Origin of the sequence: Paenibacillus sp. MAHUQ-63 (genome assembly GCF_028765165.1) — a bacterium.
GTDB lineage: Bacteria > Bacillota > Bacilli > Paenibacillales > NBRC-103111 > Paenibacillus_E.
In genome coordinates, this window is record NZ_JARADB010000002.1 from 453,924 (window position 1) to 472,603 (window position 18,680).

At 51.2% G+C, this 18,680-nt stretch carries 19 protein-coding genes; 13 read left to right on the forward strand and 6 right to left on the reverse strand.

Translation table 11 applies throughout. The annotated features are described in order from the left end of the window. The first annotated feature begins 242 nt into the window (after positions 1-242). Positions 243-734, forward strand: coding sequence for a hypothetical protein (locus PUT07_RS10185; protein WP_274467844.1), 492 nt, complete (start codon positions 243-245; stop codon positions 732-734). Here PUT07_RS10185 and PUT07_RS10190 read toward each other — a convergent pair. The 5 genes from PUT07_RS10190 to PUT07_RS10210 all read right to left on the reverse strand — a co-directional run bounded on the left by PUT07_RS10190 (position 728) and on the right by PUT07_RS10210 (position 5,888). Then, positions 728-949, reverse strand: a complete 222-nt coding sequence (locus tag PUT07_RS10190) for a hypothetical protein (RefSeq protein WP_274467845.1) — start codon at positions 947-949, stop codon at positions 728-730. The two genes, PUT07_RS10185 and PUT07_RS10190, sit on opposite strands and share 7 nt — an antisense overlap. Before the next feature lie 19 nt (positions 950-968). After that, positions 969-2,180 carry a threonine synthase gene (locus PUT07_RS10195; protein ID WP_274467846.1) on the reverse strand — a complete coding sequence of 404 codons (1,212 nt, stop codon included), beginning with the start codon at positions 2,178-2,180 and terminating at the stop codon, positions 969-971. Between the two features lie 92 nt (positions 2,181-2,272). Next, positions 2,273-3,388, reverse strand: coding sequence for a Ger(x)C family spore germination protein (locus PUT07_RS10200; RefSeq protein WP_274467847.1), 1,116 nt, complete (start codon positions 3,386-3,388; stop codon positions 2,273-2,275). Continuing rightward, on the reverse strand, positions 3,381-4,469 hold the full coding sequence (locus tag PUT07_RS10205; protein ID WP_274467848.1) for a GerAB/ArcD/ProY family transporter: 1,089 nt from the start codon (positions 4,467-4,469) through the stop codon (positions 3,381-3,383). Before PUT07_RS10205 ends, PUT07_RS10200 begins: the two co-directional genes overlap by 8 nt. A 15-nt stretch (positions 4,470-4,484) precedes the next feature. After that, positions 4,485-5,888, reverse strand: coding sequence for a spore germination protein (locus PUT07_RS10210; RefSeq protein WP_274467849.1), 1,404 nt, complete (start codon positions 5,886-5,888; stop codon positions 4,485-4,487). Between the two features lie 189 nt (positions 5,889-6,077). On the opposite strand from PUT07_RS10210, the gene PUT07_RS10215 reads away from it, so the two are divergent. Next, the gene (locus tag PUT07_RS10215) at positions 6,078-6,992 is read left to right on the forward strand and encodes a DMT family transporter (protein ID WP_274467850.1); all 915 of its coding nucleotides are present in this window, start codon (positions 6,078-6,080) and stop codon (positions 6,990-6,992) included. Between the two features lie 64 nt (positions 6,993-7,056). On the opposite strand, the gene PUT07_RS10220 is transcribed toward PUT07_RS10215, so the two are convergent. After that, the gene (locus PUT07_RS10220; RefSeq protein WP_274467851.1) at positions 7,057-7,422 is read right to left on the reverse strand and encodes a hypothetical protein; all 366 of its coding nucleotides are present in this window, start codon (positions 7,420-7,422) and stop codon (positions 7,057-7,059) included. A gap of 245 nt (positions 7,423-7,667) precedes the next feature. On the opposite strand from PUT07_RS10220, the gene PUT07_RS10225 reads away from it, so the two are divergent. The 11 genes from PUT07_RS10225 to PUT07_RS10275 all read left to right on the forward strand — a co-directional run bounded on the left by PUT07_RS10225 (position 7,668) and on the right by PUT07_RS10275 (position 18,507). Continuing rightward, the gene (locus PUT07_RS10225) at positions 7,668-8,312 is read left to right on the forward strand and encodes a chromate transporter (protein ID WP_274467852.1); all 645 of its coding nucleotides are present in this window, start codon (positions 7,668-7,670) and stop codon (positions 8,310-8,312) included. 19 nt (positions 8,313-8,331) lie between these two features. Beyond that, positions 8,332-8,874: a chromate transporter gene (locus PUT07_RS10230; RefSeq protein ID WP_274467853.1), complete on the forward strand. Its 543-nt coding sequence runs from the start codon at positions 8,332-8,334 to the stop codon at positions 8,872-8,874. A gap of 173 nt (positions 8,875-9,047) precedes the next feature. Continuing rightward, complete coding sequence (locus PUT07_RS10235; protein WP_274469275.1) at positions 9,048-9,686, forward strand: helix-turn-helix transcriptional regulator; 639 nt, start codon at positions 9,048-9,050, stop codon at positions 9,684-9,686. A gap of 27 nt (positions 9,687-9,713) precedes the next feature. Next, entirely contained in the window at positions 9,714-10,505 is a 792-nt protein-coding gene (locus PUT07_RS10240; RefSeq protein ID WP_274469276.1) for a pyruvate, water dikinase regulatory protein, read from the forward strand. Positions 10,506-10,544: 39 nt separating this feature from the next. Then, positions 10,545-11,507 (forward strand): class II fructose-bisphosphatase, encoded by a 963-nt coding sequence (gene glpX, locus PUT07_RS10245; protein WP_274467854.1) that lies wholly within the window; start codon positions 10,545-10,547, stop codon positions 11,505-11,507. Positions 11,508-11,630: 123 nt separating this feature from the next. Then, a complete protein-coding gene (locus PUT07_RS10250; RefSeq protein WP_274467855.1) occupies positions 11,631-12,308 on the forward strand; it encodes a hypothetical protein in 678 nt (225 codons plus the stop codon). A 107-nt stretch (positions 12,309-12,415) separates the two neighbouring features. Then, positions 12,416-13,522 (forward strand): GerAB/ArcD/ProY family transporter, encoded by a 1,107-nt coding sequence (locus tag PUT07_RS10255; RefSeq protein WP_274467856.1) that lies wholly within the window; start codon positions 12,416-12,418, stop codon positions 13,520-13,522. Positions 13,523-13,583: 61 nt separating this feature from the next. Beyond that, positions 13,584-15,098: a spore germination protein gene (locus tag PUT07_RS10260; RefSeq protein WP_274469277.1), complete on the forward strand. Its 1,515-nt coding sequence runs from the start codon at positions 13,584-13,586 to the stop codon at positions 15,096-15,098. A gap of 23 nt (positions 15,099-15,121) precedes the next feature. Continuing rightward, positions 15,122-16,321, forward strand: a complete 1,200-nt coding sequence (locus PUT07_RS10265; RefSeq protein ID WP_274467857.1) for a Ger(x)C family spore germination protein — start codon at positions 15,122-15,124, stop codon at positions 16,319-16,321. 3 nt (positions 16,322-16,324) lie between these two features. Then, on the forward strand, positions 16,325-16,561 hold the full coding sequence (locus PUT07_RS10270; RefSeq protein WP_274467858.1) for a hypothetical protein: 237 nt from the start codon (positions 16,325-16,327) through the stop codon (positions 16,559-16,561). A gap of 215 nt (positions 16,562-16,776) precedes the next feature. Beyond that, positions 16,777-18,507 carry an ABC transporter ATP-binding protein gene (locus PUT07_RS10275; protein WP_274467859.1) on the forward strand — a complete coding sequence of 577 codons (1,731 nt, stop codon included), beginning with the start codon at positions 16,777-16,779 and terminating at the stop codon, positions 18,505-18,507. The last annotated feature ends 173 nt before the right edge of the window (positions 18,508-18,680 follow it).

Genomic DNA, 18,680 nt, shown 5'->3' on the forward strand with positions numbered 1-18,680 from the left:
CTAGCCAAGAACGGCCGCTGGATCGGGTTGTTCACGCCAAAGGAGTCAAAGGATCACAGCTATTTGGAAATTACGCATTTCTGAAAAATACGGTCGAAGTGTCGCGGAAGGTCTAGGTCTGTCGATCCCCGAATAAACTAACAAAGCAAGAGGCAGCTACCCTTTTCGAAGCAAAAGGTAGCTGCCTTTTTGTGACGGCATAGGCTGTAGGGGAAAATCATTATCCCGAAGAGGTGATCAGGGTGGGAACTCGTTTATTGTCGGAGCAGCTGGTTAAGAACCGTTTTCCGCATTTGAAATATATCCGAATCTATACGCCGGATAAGCATAAAGCGACGATCTATGCCTGGAACGACGATCTGCGCTTGCCGGATAAAGATGCGTTAAGCCTGCAGCATTATGCAAGCGGTTACTTATATCCTTACGTTTCCTATCAGGTGAAAGCGTACTATTATGTTCAACAGGATCAGGTTCCGATTCCGCAGGAATTGCCGGCGGCTGTTATTCAAACGGCGAAGCGCCGGAATTTGAACCAGTACGGCATCATCGAAACGACGAACCGCCTGTTTCCATGCGGCCGGCTTTCTTTTATCCGCTACGATGCTGCAGAGAGCCTCATCCATTTTGATTTCCATGCGGCGCGAAAACTGCAAGACCGGGAGAAAGAATTGATGTACCAATATTTATATGAAATGATTCCGCTTGGTGCTTACTGTGAAGTAACGTTTCATTGAGGAGCAGTGCCGTTGTCTTCCTCCACGCGGAGCTCTGTTTCTTCCCGCAAATATGTCCTCTCGCCAACCTGCACCTCGTCGGGCGTATATTTCCGAACGGTGCCGACCGTGACGAAGACGGGAATATCGTCCGCTGTGCGCTGTATGACGGCGACTCTCACTTGGGAGAGTGCCGCCGCGAACAATTGCATATCCGTCGTAAGTGTCTTGTTCAAGCTGTTTCACCTCCGGCTCTCATCTCGTGATTCGCTCCTCCGGCTCCAGCACGGGAACGACGACACGGACGGTGTCCGGATATTTCACGCCGGCCCCGGTATTCAGCGCGATGACGCGCTCATGCTCCCGAATCCAGCCGGCATTCCTGAGCTTGCGCGCGGCTGCGAAGGTAGCAGCCCCTTCCGGGCAGATGAAGGCCCCCTCGAGCTCCGCCACCCGCTGCTGTTCCTGCAGCAGCTCCTCGTCAGGAATGGCAACGGCGCAGCCGCCTGTTTCATAGATCGCTTCGAGTACCAAGAAGTCGCCAAGCGCTTTAGGAACGTTGATGCCGAAAGCGGCGGTTTTGGATTGCGGCCAAAATTCGGAGGCTTTCTCCTGCTTCTCCCAAGCTTTGACGATCGGGGCGCAGCCTTCCGCCTGCACTGCGACAAGCCGCGGCAATTTCCCCTGAACCCAGCCTAGCGTCTGCAGCTCTCTCAGCGCTTTATGAATGCCGATCAACCCTACGCCGCCGCCGGTCGGATACAGGATGACATCCGGCATCTGCCAGTTCAGCTGTTCGGCGATCTCCAGTCCCATCGTCTTCTTGCCTTCGATGCGGTAAGGTTCCTTGAGCGTCGAGGCGTCATAGAGCTCGTAGGCTTTGACCAAATCGGCGACAATTCGTCCGGCGTCGCTAATCAGCCCGTTCACCAGATACAGATTGGCTCCTGATACCGCACATTCATTGCGGGTGATCAGCGGAGCATCAACCGGCATGAGGATGGTTGACTTCATCTTCGCTCTGGCGGCGTACAGAGCCCAAGCGGCCCCGGCATTGCCGTTGGTAGGCATCGCCAGCTCTTTCACGCCGAGCTCCTTCGCTTTGGAGATGCCGACGGCCGCTCCTCTCGCTTTGAACGAACCGGTCGGCAGCAAGCCCTCGTCTTTCATCATGAGACCGGGAATGTTCATGTCAGCGCCGATGCTCGGCATCGGCAGAAGCGGGGTGAGGCCTTCACCCAACGTAACGATATGTTCGGGATCGATTACAGGCAGCAGCTCGCGGTAACGCCACAGGCTCGGTTCGCGGTCGCGCAGCATGGAAGGCTTGAACGAGAGAGCGATTCGTTCCATATCATAGGCGACCAGCAACGGAGAACCGCATGTGCACAGCTGGTGCTTGTCCTCCGTATCGTAGCGGGCAGCGCATTTGGGGCAATAAAGGTGAGATACATAGCGTTGTGACATGTGCTTTTCGTCTCCTATATGAACCTTCGGATAATTACTAAGTCATCGTAATGGAAAAGAATCCCTCCTGTCAACGGAGCTTATCGAACTTGTTACCGGATCATGCCGAAATCCCGAATCGTCGTCACGACCTCCACATGAATATCGGTTTGCGGGTAGACGGACGGCCAGTCCAGCGCTTTCCATGCTTCATAGCTCAACCGGTTGCGGACATATGTGCCGATGCCCAAATTGTCGCCGCCTTGGCGCTGAATATCGGTAACCATGACCTGCAGCTTCTTGCGAAGCGCTTCGGAGATTTCCAGGCAGATGGTTGCCTGCTCCTGAGGTTTCTTTAAGGTGGACATCCCGGTGTATTCCAAAATAATCGCGCTTAGCCGGATTTGAATGACGATATTCGGAGAACCGTCCGGACGTGTGTAAACCTTTATTTTTCTTTTACTGATGAGCGAGGAGATCACTGCGCTTTCTTGAGATTTGGTTGAACGGTCCGTTAGCTCAAGACGGATTTCGCCTTGTTTTATGCTTTTGCTCAAGAGCGCGAAGAGCACGGCATCATCGATATCGATTCTACCGATGTATCTGTCATTCTGGAAGAGAGCGATCCCGTCAACCTCCAAGTTGCCATTGACCAAAGCGAGCATAGGGGCTACGGGATCGATTCCATCGTCATAGTAGTCCCGCACGAAACTGTACAGCGTAACATCCGGAACTTCATGAATCCTGGCTTCCTCAGTAAGCAATTGGTCAATTCGGACGCCAATGGATTGATTGCTTGTATTTTTGTGGGTTAAAAGTTCAACGGCACTGCCGTTCACGAGGGCGATCTTCAGTTTTTCTCCCACCGTGTAATCGCGCCTGTACGTATCCAACCGATCAAAAACGCCTTGCTTAGCCAAGTCTTTCGCAAACATCATGCTGCGCAATTGGCCTGTCACAAGCACTTTATTGATTTTGCGGTTCAGATGAACTCTTCCATCTTTGGGCGTACGGGCATTTGTCCGGAGAATGTCAGCCGGCGTCGTTTCCGTCGTCCCTGCTTTCGGTATGGAAACGGCAATAGCTAATTCGGTCTTGGACGGTTTACCTGCCTGATCATAGACCGGGTCGAGTCCTATGCTGTCGGACATCCCTAACTTCTCTATTCGGTTTTGTTCAATACAACCTGTAAGCAGCAGAAGTGCCATAACGATGAACCATTTATGCATAATGTCGGCCTCGGTATTTGTGGATCTTCAAAGCAATAAGCAAAAAAACAGGCAGCAGAATAGCAACCGCCGCTTCCGTATACCCCAATAAGCTAAGCCATTTCTCCAACTTGTCGAGTGTGGAAGGCAGTACAATCAGCACCGTCAGTGCGATAGATCCCAGTAAGAAGAGGGGCCACCGGTTGTTCTTGGCAGCGGGCAGAAGCCATCTCATGGTTACGACGGCGGACCAGCTGTATAGAACATTGGTGACGAGCACGCGAAATAAAATGAGCGTAAAAATGAGGTCGTCAATTCTTTTTATAAAAGGGAGCTCAACGTACGAGAGTAAGCTTAGCACAGGATATTTCAAGTGCTGCAGCTGGTGGAAGCTGAAAAAACCAAAGCATACGAGAGCTACCGACACATAAGTAAATGTGGTGATGGCATTCCCAATGAGATATGCGCGTATTAAATGTGTTTGTTTACTTGCATAGGGGAATAGCAGCAAGCCAAGCTCATAGCCGAGAAAAGCAATATAGATGTCAAGCCAGCCTTTGAGTGAATGCTCCGCTTCCTTGAACCAAAAGGTTGTCATCCTGGCGATTTCCATTTCCTGATAGCTGTACAGGAGAAGTGTAATATTGCCGATTCCGACAAGCAACGGGAGGATCGTGAAATTCGAGATGCTGAATATGCCTTTGAAGATTAATAAGAAAGCAAGGAATTCAAAAATGAGATAGAGGTAGGCAGCTTGAAAAGAAGGAAAGGACATGGATTTAAGGATCAATATATACTCTTTGCCTACCGTGCAGCCCAAGCCGCCCCAGATCAGTGCCAGCGCAGCGAACAAAGGAATCAACATGAATTTGGGGAATGCCGATTGCGCAATTTCGAACAACGAGCGGCCTTGGCTCCGGCGGTACACAGCTGCGATGAGCAGGATGTTGAGCGTGGAAACGGCCGAGCAGATCAGCAAGGCCGCCCAGCCATTTGTCCCGATGTTCTCGGAGAGGAGGCGTGGCAGACTGAAAGCGACCACACCGGTTTGGGTGGTGTTTGCAATGAGTGTCGTATGAAAATAAGGAAGCTTTTCCGCCATCGTGATCCCTCTCCTTTATTCGTTCGGATTTTCGGAAGCCGTTTTTTTGATTTTGGACAATACTTGGACCGGCGCCCGGATTATCATATCCAACCAACGGCTGGGCTTGGCAGGCGCTAACGGAAATAAGTACGAAACGCCGAAGGTGTTGATATCGGCAAGCTGGATCATAATGAAACAGATGCCGCAGATCAGACCGAAATTGCCAAGGAACCCGGCCATGATAATGATGCCAAAGCGCATCAGCCGAATGGAAGCGCTCATGATATAGCTCGGAATCGCGAAGGAGGCGATGGCCGAGATCGCAACGGAAATAATTAGGATGTTGCTCGTTACCCCCGCTTGGACAGCGGCTTGGCCGATGACGATACCACCTACGGTGCCGATGGTAGGACCGATCTTGGTAGGCAGTCGCGCCCCGGCTTCCCGCAGCAGCTCGATCGTCATTTCCATGAAGATGGCTTCGACCAGAGGCGAGAAAGGGACTTTATTCCGGGATTCCATCAAATTGAGCAGCAGGGACGGGGGAATCATTTCATAGTGATAAGTGACAAGCGAGACATAGAAAGCAGTGAACGTAAGCGTGATAAACAAGGCAATGAATCGCAAAAGCCGTACTGCGGTGGCGACGGCCCACGGCTGATACCCATCGTCGGGAGATAAGAAAAATTCGATGAAAGAAGTCGGCGCACTGAAAGCGAAAGGGCTTCCGTCGAGGAGACCGACGATTTTGCCATGCAGCAGCTTCTCCGTCATGTGGTCCGGTCGAACGCTGGTTAAGTATTGCGGAAAAATCATATAGGATCTCATACTGAAATATTGAGTGAGTGTATTCGTATCGCTGATTGCCGGGATCTGCAGTCTCTCGATCATGACCTTCAACTTCTCAAGATGCTGCGGATCGGCGACATCTTCCAGATAAAGGAGAACTAACGTTGTTTTCGTTTTCTTGCCGATGGCAAAGGAGACGGTTTTCAATTGGGGATCTTTGATTCGCCGCCTTATCAGAGACAGATTAGTGTTTACCGATTCCGTGAAGGCATCCATCGGACCGTTAATGACGCTTTCCGTCTCCGAGCTTTCGATAGTCCTGGATTCAGGCGCATAGGCTTCATATAGATAAGCATCGTTCCGAAGGAAGATGGCGATGCTGCCTGCCAGTATCCCGTTAACCAATTCATGAGCTTGCCGGCCAGGCATAAAAAAAGATTGGCTGAAGATTGCCGTGATGTCCGTAACAGGGGCTTCTATGTGCTTCAGAATGATTTCGTTTAGGGCTTGCAGGCTAATAAGATGAGCAAAATAAACAATAGAAATCTGCTGGAGAGGAAAGTGCTGACACGTCAAATCCGAACAATCTTGAAGGGAAAGCAACGTTTGCTTGAGCAAATCGTTATCCGTCGTCAGCTCGCCGTTCATGAGGACCGATCTCCTTTCCTGCGCAATAATATCCATATGGTAGTATGTATCTTTTACCAATGTGCTATTCGAAAGCAGGTGAACAATGCTTACATCGCGACAAAACTCATTGCCCGGCATTTTCCGTCATATGTTATCATGTACAAGTGAGTGAACCGATTACGGATAGCCAAAGGAGTATGAGACAGCATGACGATTCGACGATCCCCATACATACTGCTGCTTCTTGCCACATGTATATGGGGAGGTAATTTTGTAGCAGGTAAAGCGCTTGTGCTGCACATTCCCCCGATTACGCTGGCGGCTCTGCGCTGGTGTATAGCAGGCGTATGTCTGCTGCCTTTCTTCGGCAAGCCGATGTGGAGGCTCAGAACCGACTTGCTCCGCCATTGGAAAATGATTGTGTTCCTGTCTCTCACCGGCGTTGCCGGGTTCAACACGTTGACGTATGTCGCAGTCCAATATACCGGATCGATTAACGCCTCTTTGATGAATTCCGCCACACCGATTATGGTGGTGATCCTGACTTGGCTTGTTATGCGGGAAAAGTTTGCGTGGTCGGCATTGCCGGGGATTGTGATATCTATGGCCGGGGTGAGCTGGATCATTAGCCATGGCAGCTTGACGGCGCTGCTTCATCTATCGTTCAACAAAGGCGACCTGCTGATGCTCGCCGCCATTGTATGCTGGGCCTTATACTCGGTAGGCATGAAAAAAGTGGGAGGGAGCTTTCCTTCCAGTCCGCTCTTGCTTGCTCAGATCATTGTCGCCCTGGTCCTGCTCGTTCCACTCTCATTCGTGGAATGGGGAGTGATAGCCCCGCAGATAACTTGGCATGCATCCCTCGTATCCGGAATCATTTATATTGGATTATTCGCTTCTATCGTTGCGTTCCTGAGTTGGAACCGGGCGATCGAACTTATCGGTCCGCAGCGGTGCGCCGGATTCCTGAACTTTATCCCGATGTTTAGCGCCATATTCGCCACGGCGTTTACGGGGGAATCGCTTAAGCTCTATCATTTGCTGGGCGCTGTCTGGATTGTGATCGGCGTTTATTTGACCAATTATGCGATGAAGAAGCGTGTGAAGGCTGTAAAATCTTAGAGGCAGACGGCTTTCCAGCCGGCAAGAAGCCCCGCCTGAGAAGGCGGGGCTTTGGTGTTCCCGATTATTCGAAAGCTTCCAAATGGCCATGATTGCGGCGGATCAATCCCACAGCCTCCAAATAATGGCCGTCGTCAACTTTGACGGATAATACATACCGCAGCTTGGCGGCATCGCCGTCGTCAGCGTAATGTTCAGCTGCTGGCGCTGCCGTGGGCAGCACGTTCACCATTCCGAAACGGTTGTTCGAGCTGGATTCGCTGACGATGCCTCCGCCTTCGACCATCGGCAGCAGCAGTCGTCCGCCGCCCCCGTAACCTTCGGGCAGAGCGCCGATCTCCATGTGCTCGGGATTGAATTTCAACAGCAGCACTCTGGCATCTTCTGCTTGATTCTCCGTGTGGAAATACGCTTGAATCATTCGGCTCATAAGTCATCCTTCCTTTCTGATAAGAAAATGAGGTGGTCTTATTCCTACCTTACCCAGATGATCCGCTTTTCCGACCTTTTGCTCAAAATAGATTAAACTTACAGAGTTAATCGGGATGGTGGGGATTAAGGAAGGGCGATAATCCGCATTTATAAGGGGGGTTTTCCTTTGTCATTAAGAAAATTAATTGGACATTTCCGTCACTTTAGTTCAAAATAGTATTAAGTGCAAGGGAGGTCAACCACATGCCTAATTCTATTTATCGCAAACTTATCAGCATCTTCTGGACGTTTCTACGTATCAGTCCGTTAACGTTCGGCGGCGGCTATGCCATGCTCCCTGCGATTCACAGGGAGGTCGTTGAGAAGAACGGCTGGATGTCCGACGAAGAGATGGCGGAACTGCTCGCCATATCCGGAGCTGCTCCAGGCGGCGTTGGCGTGAACGTATCCGCCTTGGTCGGGTATCATCTGGCAGGAATTCGAGGAGCCGTAGCAGCCGTCATCGGCATTACGCTTCCTACTTTTTTCATCGCCATACTTCTTAGTATCGTTTACACTTTTCTGCAAAACTATCCGAAAATGCAAGCGACCATGGAGGGCATCCATGCCGCTATCGTCGGGCTGATCGCAGCGGCAGCTTACAAAATGGCGAAGTCCTCCATCGTCGACAAAATGACGCTTGGTGCGGCCATCACTACGGTGTTCGTCCTGCTCTTCGTCCCGATTTCACCGGTGCTGGTCATTTTCGTAGGCCTGTTCATTGGCATCGTCGTCGTCTATCTGAAGCAAAAATTGGGGCTGAGAGATCCGTTCGCCAAGAAGGCAACGAGTGCTACTGACACGGTCTCCGGCCGGGCGGCGGATTATTTCATAGCGGACGGAATTTGAAGAAGGAGGGTGAAGAAGCATGCTGCTGCAATTATTTCTTACTTTTTTTAAAATCGGATTTATCTCCTTCGGCGGCGGTTATGCGATGATGCCCGTGATCCAGCACGAGGTTGACAAGTACGGATGGCTTTCACCCGAAGATTTCAATGAAATTATCGCTCTGGCAGGGACAGGTCCCGGACCGATCGCGACGAACAGCGCTACGCTAATCGGTTTGCATACGGCCGGTGTTCCCGGAGCGATCGCGGCAACATTCGGGATTGTGCTTCCATCGCTTCTGTTAATCATCGCATTGGCGGCATTTCTGTATAAATGGCATCAAAACAAATGGTTCAAATCGTCATTCTACGGCTTGAAGCCTGTCGTAACGGGGTTGATCGTTTTCGCGGCGATACATTTCGGACTGGCAGGCTGGGGTGAGTTGAAGCTGCCGGTCTCCTTTCAACAGCTCGCGACGCTGCTTATTACGATCGGCGCTTTCGTCGGCATCATTAAATATAAGATGCATCCTTTCGTCATTATCGTAGGCGCCGGAATTATGGGAATCGTATTTTTTCAATAGAAAAACTCTCTTTCGTTCCTAAACGGGAAGCGGAAAGGGAGTTTTTTTGTGTGATAAAAAATTTTTTATGTGCTATAAACAATATTATTTTTCATTTTTATGATATATAATATACAATATATAAAAAATAGAACACACTATATAGGTGGTTTTGTATCATTTAGGAGGGAAATATCATCGAGCTTACATCCCGCCAATTAGAAATTATTGATCTCGTGGGCAAGCATGCGCCGATAACCGGTGATCGCATCGCCGAACTTCTGGGCATCAGCCGCCCGACGATCCGCTCGGATTTGGCTGTGCTCGTCATGCTGCAGCACATCGATGCCAAACCGAAAGTCGGTTATTTTCTCGGGAAAGCCGCTTTGGAGGTTGACTCACCATTCAAGCATATTGAAGCGATGAAGGTCAAAGACGTGATGGGAATTCCGGTTGTGCTTAGGGAAACCGTGACGGTCAGCGATGCTGTCGTGACTCTATTTCTAGAAAATGTAGGGAGTCTGATAATTGTGAATCAGCAGGGGGCTTTAGTCGGTATCGTATCGCGCAAAGATTTGCTCAAGGTGACACTGGGCCAATCGACGGCCAATACCATGCCCGTATCGCTGGTCATGACCAGGCATCCGAACATTGTGACGGTGAATCCGGAAGACAGTGTACTGGAGGCAGCACGGAAAATGATTCATCATCAAGTCGACGGGCTGCCTGTCGTGAAGCCGGCAGGTGCAGATCAGAACCATGATGAAGTTGTTGGCCGAATTACCAAAACGACGATGACCAAATTGCTGCTTGAAGTAGCGCTGGGGAATTAATCAGGAGGAGTGCAAGTGGGAGAGAAGATGCATACGATTTTTGTTTGTTCGGATTCCGTCGGGGAAACGGCGAATACCGTCGTACAAGCAACCATTCGGCAATTTAATGCAAGCTTGGTGCAGGTGAAACGTTACGGCTCGATCCGGACGGAAGATGAGGTGCGGGCTTTGGTTGAAGAAGCTTCGCGCGTAGGCGGCTTCATCGCTTACACGCTCGTTTTGCCGGAGCTTAGAGAAATGATGCGGCAGGAAGCAATTCGGCTAAGCGTCAATGCGATAGACATTATGGGGCCGATGATGCAGGCTTTCATCGATACGTTCAAGGATTCGCCGAAGCGTAAAGTAGGCCTGCTCTATCAGATGGACGAACAATATTACCAGCGCGTGGAAGCCGTGGAATTTACGGTGAACAGCGACGACGGCAAAGATCCGGGTGCGATGCGGCATGCGAATATTGTTCTGATCGGGCCTTCCCGAACCTCCAAAACTCCGCTGAGCATCTATTTAGCCCATAAAGGAAATAAAGTGGCGAATTATCCGCTTGTTCCTGAGGTGAAGCCGCCGGCGATTCTATATGAGCTTAATCCCAAAAAGTTGATAGGTTTGACGATGGACCCGGACCATCTCGTGCGCATCAGGACAGAACGGCTTAAGGCCGTCGGTCTTCCTTTCGGCGCCAAGTATGCGACAGGCGAAAGAGTGAAAGAAGAATTGGCTTTCGCCATGAATCTGTACCGGGAGCTCGGCTGTCAGATCATCGATGTAAGCGAGAAGGCGATTGAAGAAACAGCCGGTTTGATACTGGCTGCCAGGACTTAGAAGCTAACAAATCCTCATGATGAAAGGGTGAAAGGATGTATGTATAGGGATTTATCACTTGAGCTTGTACGCGTTACGGAGTATGCTGCGATTGCGTCCGCACGTTGGACAGGAAAAGGAAATAAACATAACGCCGATGAAGCGGCGACATCCGCCATGCGTTCTTTATTCAGTACGATCCCTTTCCGGGGAACGGTCGTCATCGGGGAAGGTGAAATGGATGAAGCGCCGATGCTTTACATTGGCGAGCCTGTCGGCAGCGGAACAGGGCCGGAGTATGACGTTGCGGTGGATCCGCTCGAAGGCACGGACATCGTCGCCAGCGGCAGGCATAACGCATTATCCGTTGTAGCGATTGCGGAGAAAGGGAATTTGCTTCACGCCCCGGATATGTATATGGAGAAGCTGGCTGTAGGACCGAAGCTGGCCGGGAAGCTGAGCCTGGCGGAACCCCTGGATGTAACGGTGCGGAAGGCGGCTGAGCTGCTGAACAAAGACATCACCGAGATGACCGTATCCATCCTGGACCGCAAAAGGCATGCGGACAAAATTTTAACGCTGCGCACGCTGGGTGTGAAAATTCATTTGCTCAGCGATGGCGATGTGGCGGGAGCGATGGCCACCGCTTTCCCCGAGACGGGCATCGATCTGCACGTCGGCTCCGGGGGAGCGCCCGAAGGGGTGCTTGCGGCAGCTGCGCTTCGATGCATGGGCGGCGAGCTGCAAGGCAGGCTGCTCCCGGACAGCGAAGAAGAGATGGCGCGCTGCGCGGAGATGGGCATCGAGGATCCATCCAAGGTGCTGGTGATGCGCGATCTCGTAGGCGAAGCCGATATTTATTTCGCGGCGACGGGCGTCACTTCGGGTGAATTCCTGAGCGGCGTGAAGTTTCAATACGGCGGCCGCGCGGAGACGCATTCCGTCGTGATGCGCGCGCAAACGCAAACGGTGCGCTTCATTCATTGTGTCCATCAGACACAGGAGTATCTGGGGAGCGCCTAGACGATAAGAGACCATGTTTCTCGATGAGCATCGGGAAGCATGGTCTTTTTGACTTTTCATTCATGGTCCAAGTCATAGCCGACATATATTTTAGTTGATGATGATGCGAAGAGAGGGATGACCATGAGTATGACTCCGATTGATTATCTAGGCGTCGTTCGCAGCTGCATACCGCAAGAGGCTGAAATCGTTCAACTGCAGCAGCAGGGGGCTCCCGCAGCCATTCTGTTTGCCGATGTTGACGGTGACGGATCTCCCGAGATTACCGCTATGTATAGATATTTGGATACGCAGTATTTGTTCTCATTGAAAAATTATTCCGGCAGCTGGTTTCCGATTGCCTCTTCAGCTGCAGGGGGCGTTCGGGCAGTGAGTGATTTCGCAGCTGCGCCCGTCTCGCGCCGGGAAGGCTGGGACATCATCGTCGGATGGCGGCAGGAGGACGGGGCTTCGGAGCTTGACATTATCGGCTGGACGCCGAACGGCTACCAACGGCTTATTCCCCCGGGAACTACGTACACACATCTGGAGATTGAAGATATGCCGACCCGGGACGGTACCGACGGGCTTTGCGAGCTTGCGCTTTGGGTGAATGAACAGGATCAGGCAGAAAGGGCCTATCAGGTGCAGACTTACCGTTGGGAACCGTACCGTCTCGTACCGACACGCGATGTGCATTCGTACTATTTTCAGAAAGTGACGCGCTACTACGAGGATTTGGTTCGCGATCATCCGGACCAGCCGGCCTATCGCGGCTATCTGGAGGAAGCGCAGCGGAAGGCGGGCGGCGAGGGGAAATAAGGAAGCGAGACGTCCCGAGGGGACGTCTTTTTGCTATCTTTTGTCATGATATATGTGATTGTGGGGATATTATCAGAAAATGGAATTGATATATGAGGGAATTCATTATGTTGCGTAACGTGAAAATATCCGTTAACCAGTTCGCCGTCATTGTCATGATCTTTACGATCGGCACGACCATTCTGGTCATCCCGTCGGGTCTGGCGGCGGATGCCAAACAAGATGCATGGTTAGGCGCGCTATTAGGCGTTTGCATGAATGTAGGAGTCGTTGCACTATACACCAAAGTGGGCAGCTGCTTTCCGAACATGACCTTAACGGCCTATAATGAGCACTTGTTTGGCAAGTGGCTGGGCAAGCTGTTCTCTTTGGGGTTTATTTTTTTCGCATTTGTCGGAGCGACCACGGTTTTGTTCTATATGGGCAACTTTGTGACCACCCAAGTGATGCCTGATACGCCGATTCAAGCGATCAATTTGTTGTTCGCTCTTGTAGTTGTCATGGGTGTACGGCTTGGACTTGAAACGATTGTCCGTGCGGCAGAGATTTTTTTTCCATGGATTATCATCTTATTTACGGTGTTAGTGGCTTGTCTGCTGCCGGAGATCCAGGCCGAGAAGCTGCAGCCTGTGTTCTCATCGGGAGGCAGCTCACTTATTAAAGCCGCTCTGGAGGTTGCCGGCACGTCATCGCTGCCTTTTATCGTCCTGTTCATGATCTTTCCCGCTCATGTGAACCAGGATGGTAAAATCAAGAAAGCCTACTTGCTTGCTACCGTTTTCGGGGGACTATGCTTTGTTGCGATCACGTTCTTATGTATTGCCGTATTAGGTACCAAGCTGACGGAAAGACTCATGTATCCGAGCTATGTGCTGGCTAAGGAGATTAACATCGGCAATTTCTTCGAGCGGGTTGAAATTCTGATCGCCGGCATCTGGTTCCTTACCGTTTATTTCAAAACGACCTTTTATTTCTATGCCTTCGTGATGGGACTGGCCCAAATATTGAATATCGAAGATTATCGACCGCTAACGATGCCGCTCGGCATGATTCTGGTCGTCTACTCGCTGGTCGTTTATCCGAACGTAGCCTATATGTCCAAGTTCGATACCCAATCTTTCATCCCCTATGTACTAACGGCCGGCGGGCTGTACCCGCTGCTTATTCTCATCACGGCAGGGATCCGGAAGAAGACGGGGCGGGCGAAGGCTTAAGGGAAGGAGGGATATTTTGGCGTTCTTCAAAAAATTATTTCAGCAGAGCAGCTACCGCTCTATGGAGACAAGCCCGCATCCCACCGGTTCGAAGCCGGTTGCTGTGCTCGAAGCTTCTCTCGCGCTGAATTTCGAGAAGGTCCGGCAAGCTTTTGGCAGCAGCACCGATATCGTCATGCAGACGATTCAATGGAGTGAAGAGGAGCCGGTTGAAATTGGTTTTATCTATATCCAAGGTCTCATCAGCCAGGTATCCATTCATAACCTGCTCGCAGAATATGTTCAAACGGATTCGGCCGGTTTCACGCTGAATACCATCCGTAATGCCATCAGCACGCTCGGTCAAGTGCGTGACATCTACGATTTCGAAGGCTTATACCAGTCCATCTTATCGGGGCATACGATTATTATGGTGAATGGCTATGCCCAGGGATTGGCGGCGCAAACGCAAGGCGGAGAACACCGTTCCGTAGAGGAACCGACAACGCAATCGGTTGTCAGAGGACCGCGGGAAGGCTTTACGGAGCAAATCAGCACGAACTCGGCGCTGATCAGGCGCAAGCTCAAAGATCCGAACCTATGGATGGAATCGATGACCGTCGGGCGGGTGAGCCATACGGAAGTCGCCTTGATGTATATGAACGGCATCGCCAATGAGAAGCTGGTCAAGGAGGCGAGGACTCGGCTGGAGCGGATCGACATCGATGCCATCTTCGAAAGCGGCAATATCGAGGAGCTTATTCAAGACGATTCCTATTCGCCCTTCCCGACGCTGTACAATACGGAACGCCCGGATGTCGTTGCGGCCGGCTTAATGGAAGGCCGGGTTGCCATTCTTGTCGACGGTACACCGTTTGTGCTGATGGCGCCCGCTTTATTCATTCAATTTTACCAATCGGCGGAGGACTACTACCAACGCGCAGACTTTGCGACACTCCTGAGATTTCTTCGTTACGTCTGCTTTTTTATTTCGCTGCTGGCCCCGTCCCTTTACATCGCCATAACGACCTTTCATCAAGAACTGCTGCCGGCTTCTTTGCTTATCAGTCTGGCCGCTCAGCGGGAAGGTATTCCGTTCCCGGCATTCGTCGAGGCAGTTGTCATGGAGGTCACCTTCGAAATTCTTCGGGAAGCCGGCGTGCGATTGCCGAAAACCGTCGGTCAAGCCGTTTCCATCGTAGGCGCGCTCGTTATCGGCCAAGCAGCGGTTGAAGCGGGGCTCGTGTCTCCGGCGATGGTCATCATTGTGGCCATCACGGCGATCGCCAACTTCGTCATCCCTTCCTTCAATATGGGCATCACGATTCGGATTTTGCGCTTTCTGCTCATGCTGTTTGCCGCTTCCTTCGGTTTGTTCGGCGTTACGGTCGGGCTCATTGCCATTGTGTTACATCTATGCAGTTTAAGGTCGTTCGGTATCCCATATATGTCGCCAATGGCACCTTTCATCATGGACGACCAGAAAGATACGATTTTCCGGTTCCCGCTGTGGGCTTTATTCGCAAGGCCAAGACTTATTAGCCAGAAGAATAACAGAAGGGAGAATAATACTCCCTCGAATAAGCAGAAAACTTGAGCTGACAGGAAGGAGTCCGCGGTATGCGCAAGCCATTCATGCTGTTCCCCGTTTGTCTCATGATGATGATCGTCATGTCGGGCTGTTGGAGCCGGAGCGAATTGAATGATCTGGCCATCGCCGTCGGCATGGGGTTTGATAAGAAAGAGGACGGTGTCCAAGTCACCGTGCAAATTGTCAATCCTGGCGAAGTCGCTTCCAAACGGGGGGCTACAGGGCTTACGACGCCTGTAAGTACTTTCAAAACAACGTCCCGCACCATCTTCGAGGCGCTAAGGAAACTAACGAATCAAACTCCGCGCAAAGTTTATTCGTCCCATCTTCGCGTTCTTGTGATCAGTGAAGAATTGGCCAGAGAAGGCATCATGCCGATTCTGGACGGGATCTCAAGGAACCATGAGATGCGTTCGGATTTCTACATCGTAGTCGCCAGAGAAGCGAGCGCCGAGAACGTTCTGAGTACATTAACCTCGATTGAGAAGATCCCCGCCAATAAATTGTTCTCGACGCTCGAAATGTCGGCCAAAGTATGGGCGCCTACGGTTGAAATCAGATTGGATACGTTAATTACCGATCTGCAAACGGAAGGTAAAGATCTGGTCCTGCCGGGGATCCGGCTGAAAGGGGACCCGGAGAAAGGCGGCGAGAAAAGCAATGTAAACCGAATCGCCGCCTCAACGTATTTGGAAAATTCGGGACTGGCTGTGTTTCGAGGCGATAAACTGATCGGCTGGCTGAATGAGAAAGAAAGTAAAGGCTATAACTATGTGACCGATAATGTTGTAAGCTCGGCCGGGGAGATTGCATGTCCATCGGGAGGCATTATTGCGCTTGAGGTGGTACGAACGAAGACGAAGATGAGAGGCGATGTCGTCAACGGTGAACCGCGAATCCGGGTTGACGTCTTTCTGGAAGAGAATGTGGGGGAGGTTCAATGCAAGATCGATCTGATGGAGCCGCAAACGATCGCCGAACTGGAGCGGATTGCGCAGCTTGAGGTGACAAGCATCATCGAGTCCGTGCTCCAAAAAGCCAGAAAATATGAAGTGGATATCTTCGGCTTCGGCGACGCGATTTATCGCGCCAACCCCAAATACTGGAATGCACATCATCAAAGCTGGCAAGAGCAATTCCTCGACTTGCCGGTCGACGTGCATGCGGAGGCCAAAATTCGCCGCGTTGGCACCGTGACCGATCCCTTGATCCAACAAGCAAAGGAATGATGAATGATGTGGACAATAGCAGCGATACTCGCGGCTTCTACCCTCATAGGCGTAGTCGAAATTCCAGCTCTGCGGAAGAAAAGGCAGCGCAAAGAATTCATGGTCTTTTGCAGTTTGCTGCTGCTAGGTTCCCTGCTGGGCATTGCGCAAAGCTTGCGGGTGAAGCTGCCCAATCCGTTAGACCTGATCTCTTTGGTCTTTCATCCGGTTAGCAAAGTGTTGTACGGCCTGCTAGAATGAGGCTCCGGACAATATGATTATAATCAAACTCTATGGTCAATTCGGGTTCGAAAAGGCTTATGATGAGAGTAACAATCGACAAGGAGGAACGGATATGAAAAACAAGATGAGTGGCACCGCAGCAGCTTATAGGGGTGTAACACTTTCTTAATCAGCTAAAAAGATGTGATCTCCCTTATAAGTGTTAGACAATAACACGCAAAGGGGTAACAACCATGCAATTCCCGCTCCGCAAATTTTTCTCCTATTATAAGCCTTATTTGAGGTTATATCTGTTCGTACTGCTCTGTACGCTGATCGTATCCGGTGTGACCTTGGCGTTTCCGTTGCTCGTTCAGCATATTACGAAAAAGGTGCTGACCGGCGATATGACCACCGCACTGCAACAAGTATACGGCATCGGCGCGCTGATGCTTGTTCTGGCTGTTATCCAAAATGCGGGCAACTATTTTATGGACTATTACGGGCACGCCGTCGGCGCCCGGATGGAAAGCGACATGCGCAGCGAGCTGTTCGCGCATATGCAATCCTTCTCGTTCGATTTCTACGATCAAGCGAAGACAGGACAGCTCATGTCCCGCATTACGAACGATCTGCTGCTTCTCTCGGAGCTGTATCACCATGGTCCGGAGGACTATGTCCGATATCTCGTCCGGTTTATCGGCGCCTTTGTCATTTTATTTACGATTAACGCTCCGCTCACGTTAGCTGTGTTTTGCTTTTTCCCTTTCTTAGGTGCCTTCTCCTTCTATTTCAATCGCCTGCTGAACAGGGCGTTAAGAAACAACCGGGAGCGAATCGCGGACGTTAACGCGCAGGTCGAAGACAGCTTATCGGGCATTCGCGTCGTGAAAGCGTTCGCCAATGAGCAGCTGGAAATAGCGAAGTTCGATAAGGAAAATCAGCGCTTCCTGAATAGCCGGAAGCAAACGTATAAAGCGGAAGCGCTGTTCTACAACAGCTTTGAGACGATGATTCAGTTGATTACGATCACAGTGGTGATATTCGGCAGTGCCGGTATCGTCGGTCAAACGCTTGAATTGGCCGATCTCATTACGTTTCTGCTATATATCGGCTTCATGATCGAACCTATTCAGCGGCTGACGCATATGAGCACGCAGCTGCAGGAGGGGATTACAGGGTTTCAGCGGTTTATGGAAATCATGAATATGAAGCCGGGAATCGCGAACGAGCCTGACGCTATTCTTTTGCCTGCCGTGCAAGGAGCTATCGAGTTCAAACGGGTTTCTTTCCGGTATGAAGAGCATCTGGACCGTGTGCTCCACAACTTGTCCCTCCGGGTGAAGCCCGGCGAATATGTCGCCTTGGTGGGTCCGTCAGGAGCGGGCAAAACGACGTTATGGTCGCTGATTCCCCGCTTCTATGAAGTGACCCAGGGCGAAGTGCTGGTTGACGGCATGAACGTCCGGGATATCGACCTTGATTCGCTGCGCACCAATATCGGGATCGTGCAGCAGGATGTTTATTTATTTGCCGGAACGGTCATGGACAATATCCGCTACGGCAAGGCGGATGCCGGCGAAGATGAGATTATCACGGCCGCCAAGAGGGCTAACGCCCATGATTTCATCATGAGCTTGCCGGACGGATACCATTCCGAGATCGGGCAGCGGGGTGTCAAGCTGTCGGGCGGACAGAAGCAGCGTCTGAGCATCGCTCGCGTGTTCTTGCGGAATCCGCCGATCCTCATATTTGACGAGGCGACAAGCGCGCTCGACAACGAAAGCGAGCGCATCGTCAAGGAGTCGCTGGAGACGTTGGCCAAAGGGCGTACGACATTGGTGATTGCCCACCGGCTGTCCACCATCCGGAACGCCGAGCGAATTCTTGTGCTGACGGAAGACGGGATCGTGGAGCAAGGCAAGCATGACGCACTGCTGGCTGAGGGCGGCGTGTATGCGCGGCTGTATGCCGAATCATTATAGGGATGGGGTGCAGGAGCTAGGCGCTTATATGCGCTTAGCTCCTTTCGTTGTGGCATCCGTTTCGTTCCGATTCGCTGCCTTAATGAACGAAGCTTACAGACGGCGCGGAAGTCATGTCGTAATATCTTAATTCATCTGTCCTAATGTTAGACTAAAAATCCCAGTTTACCTAT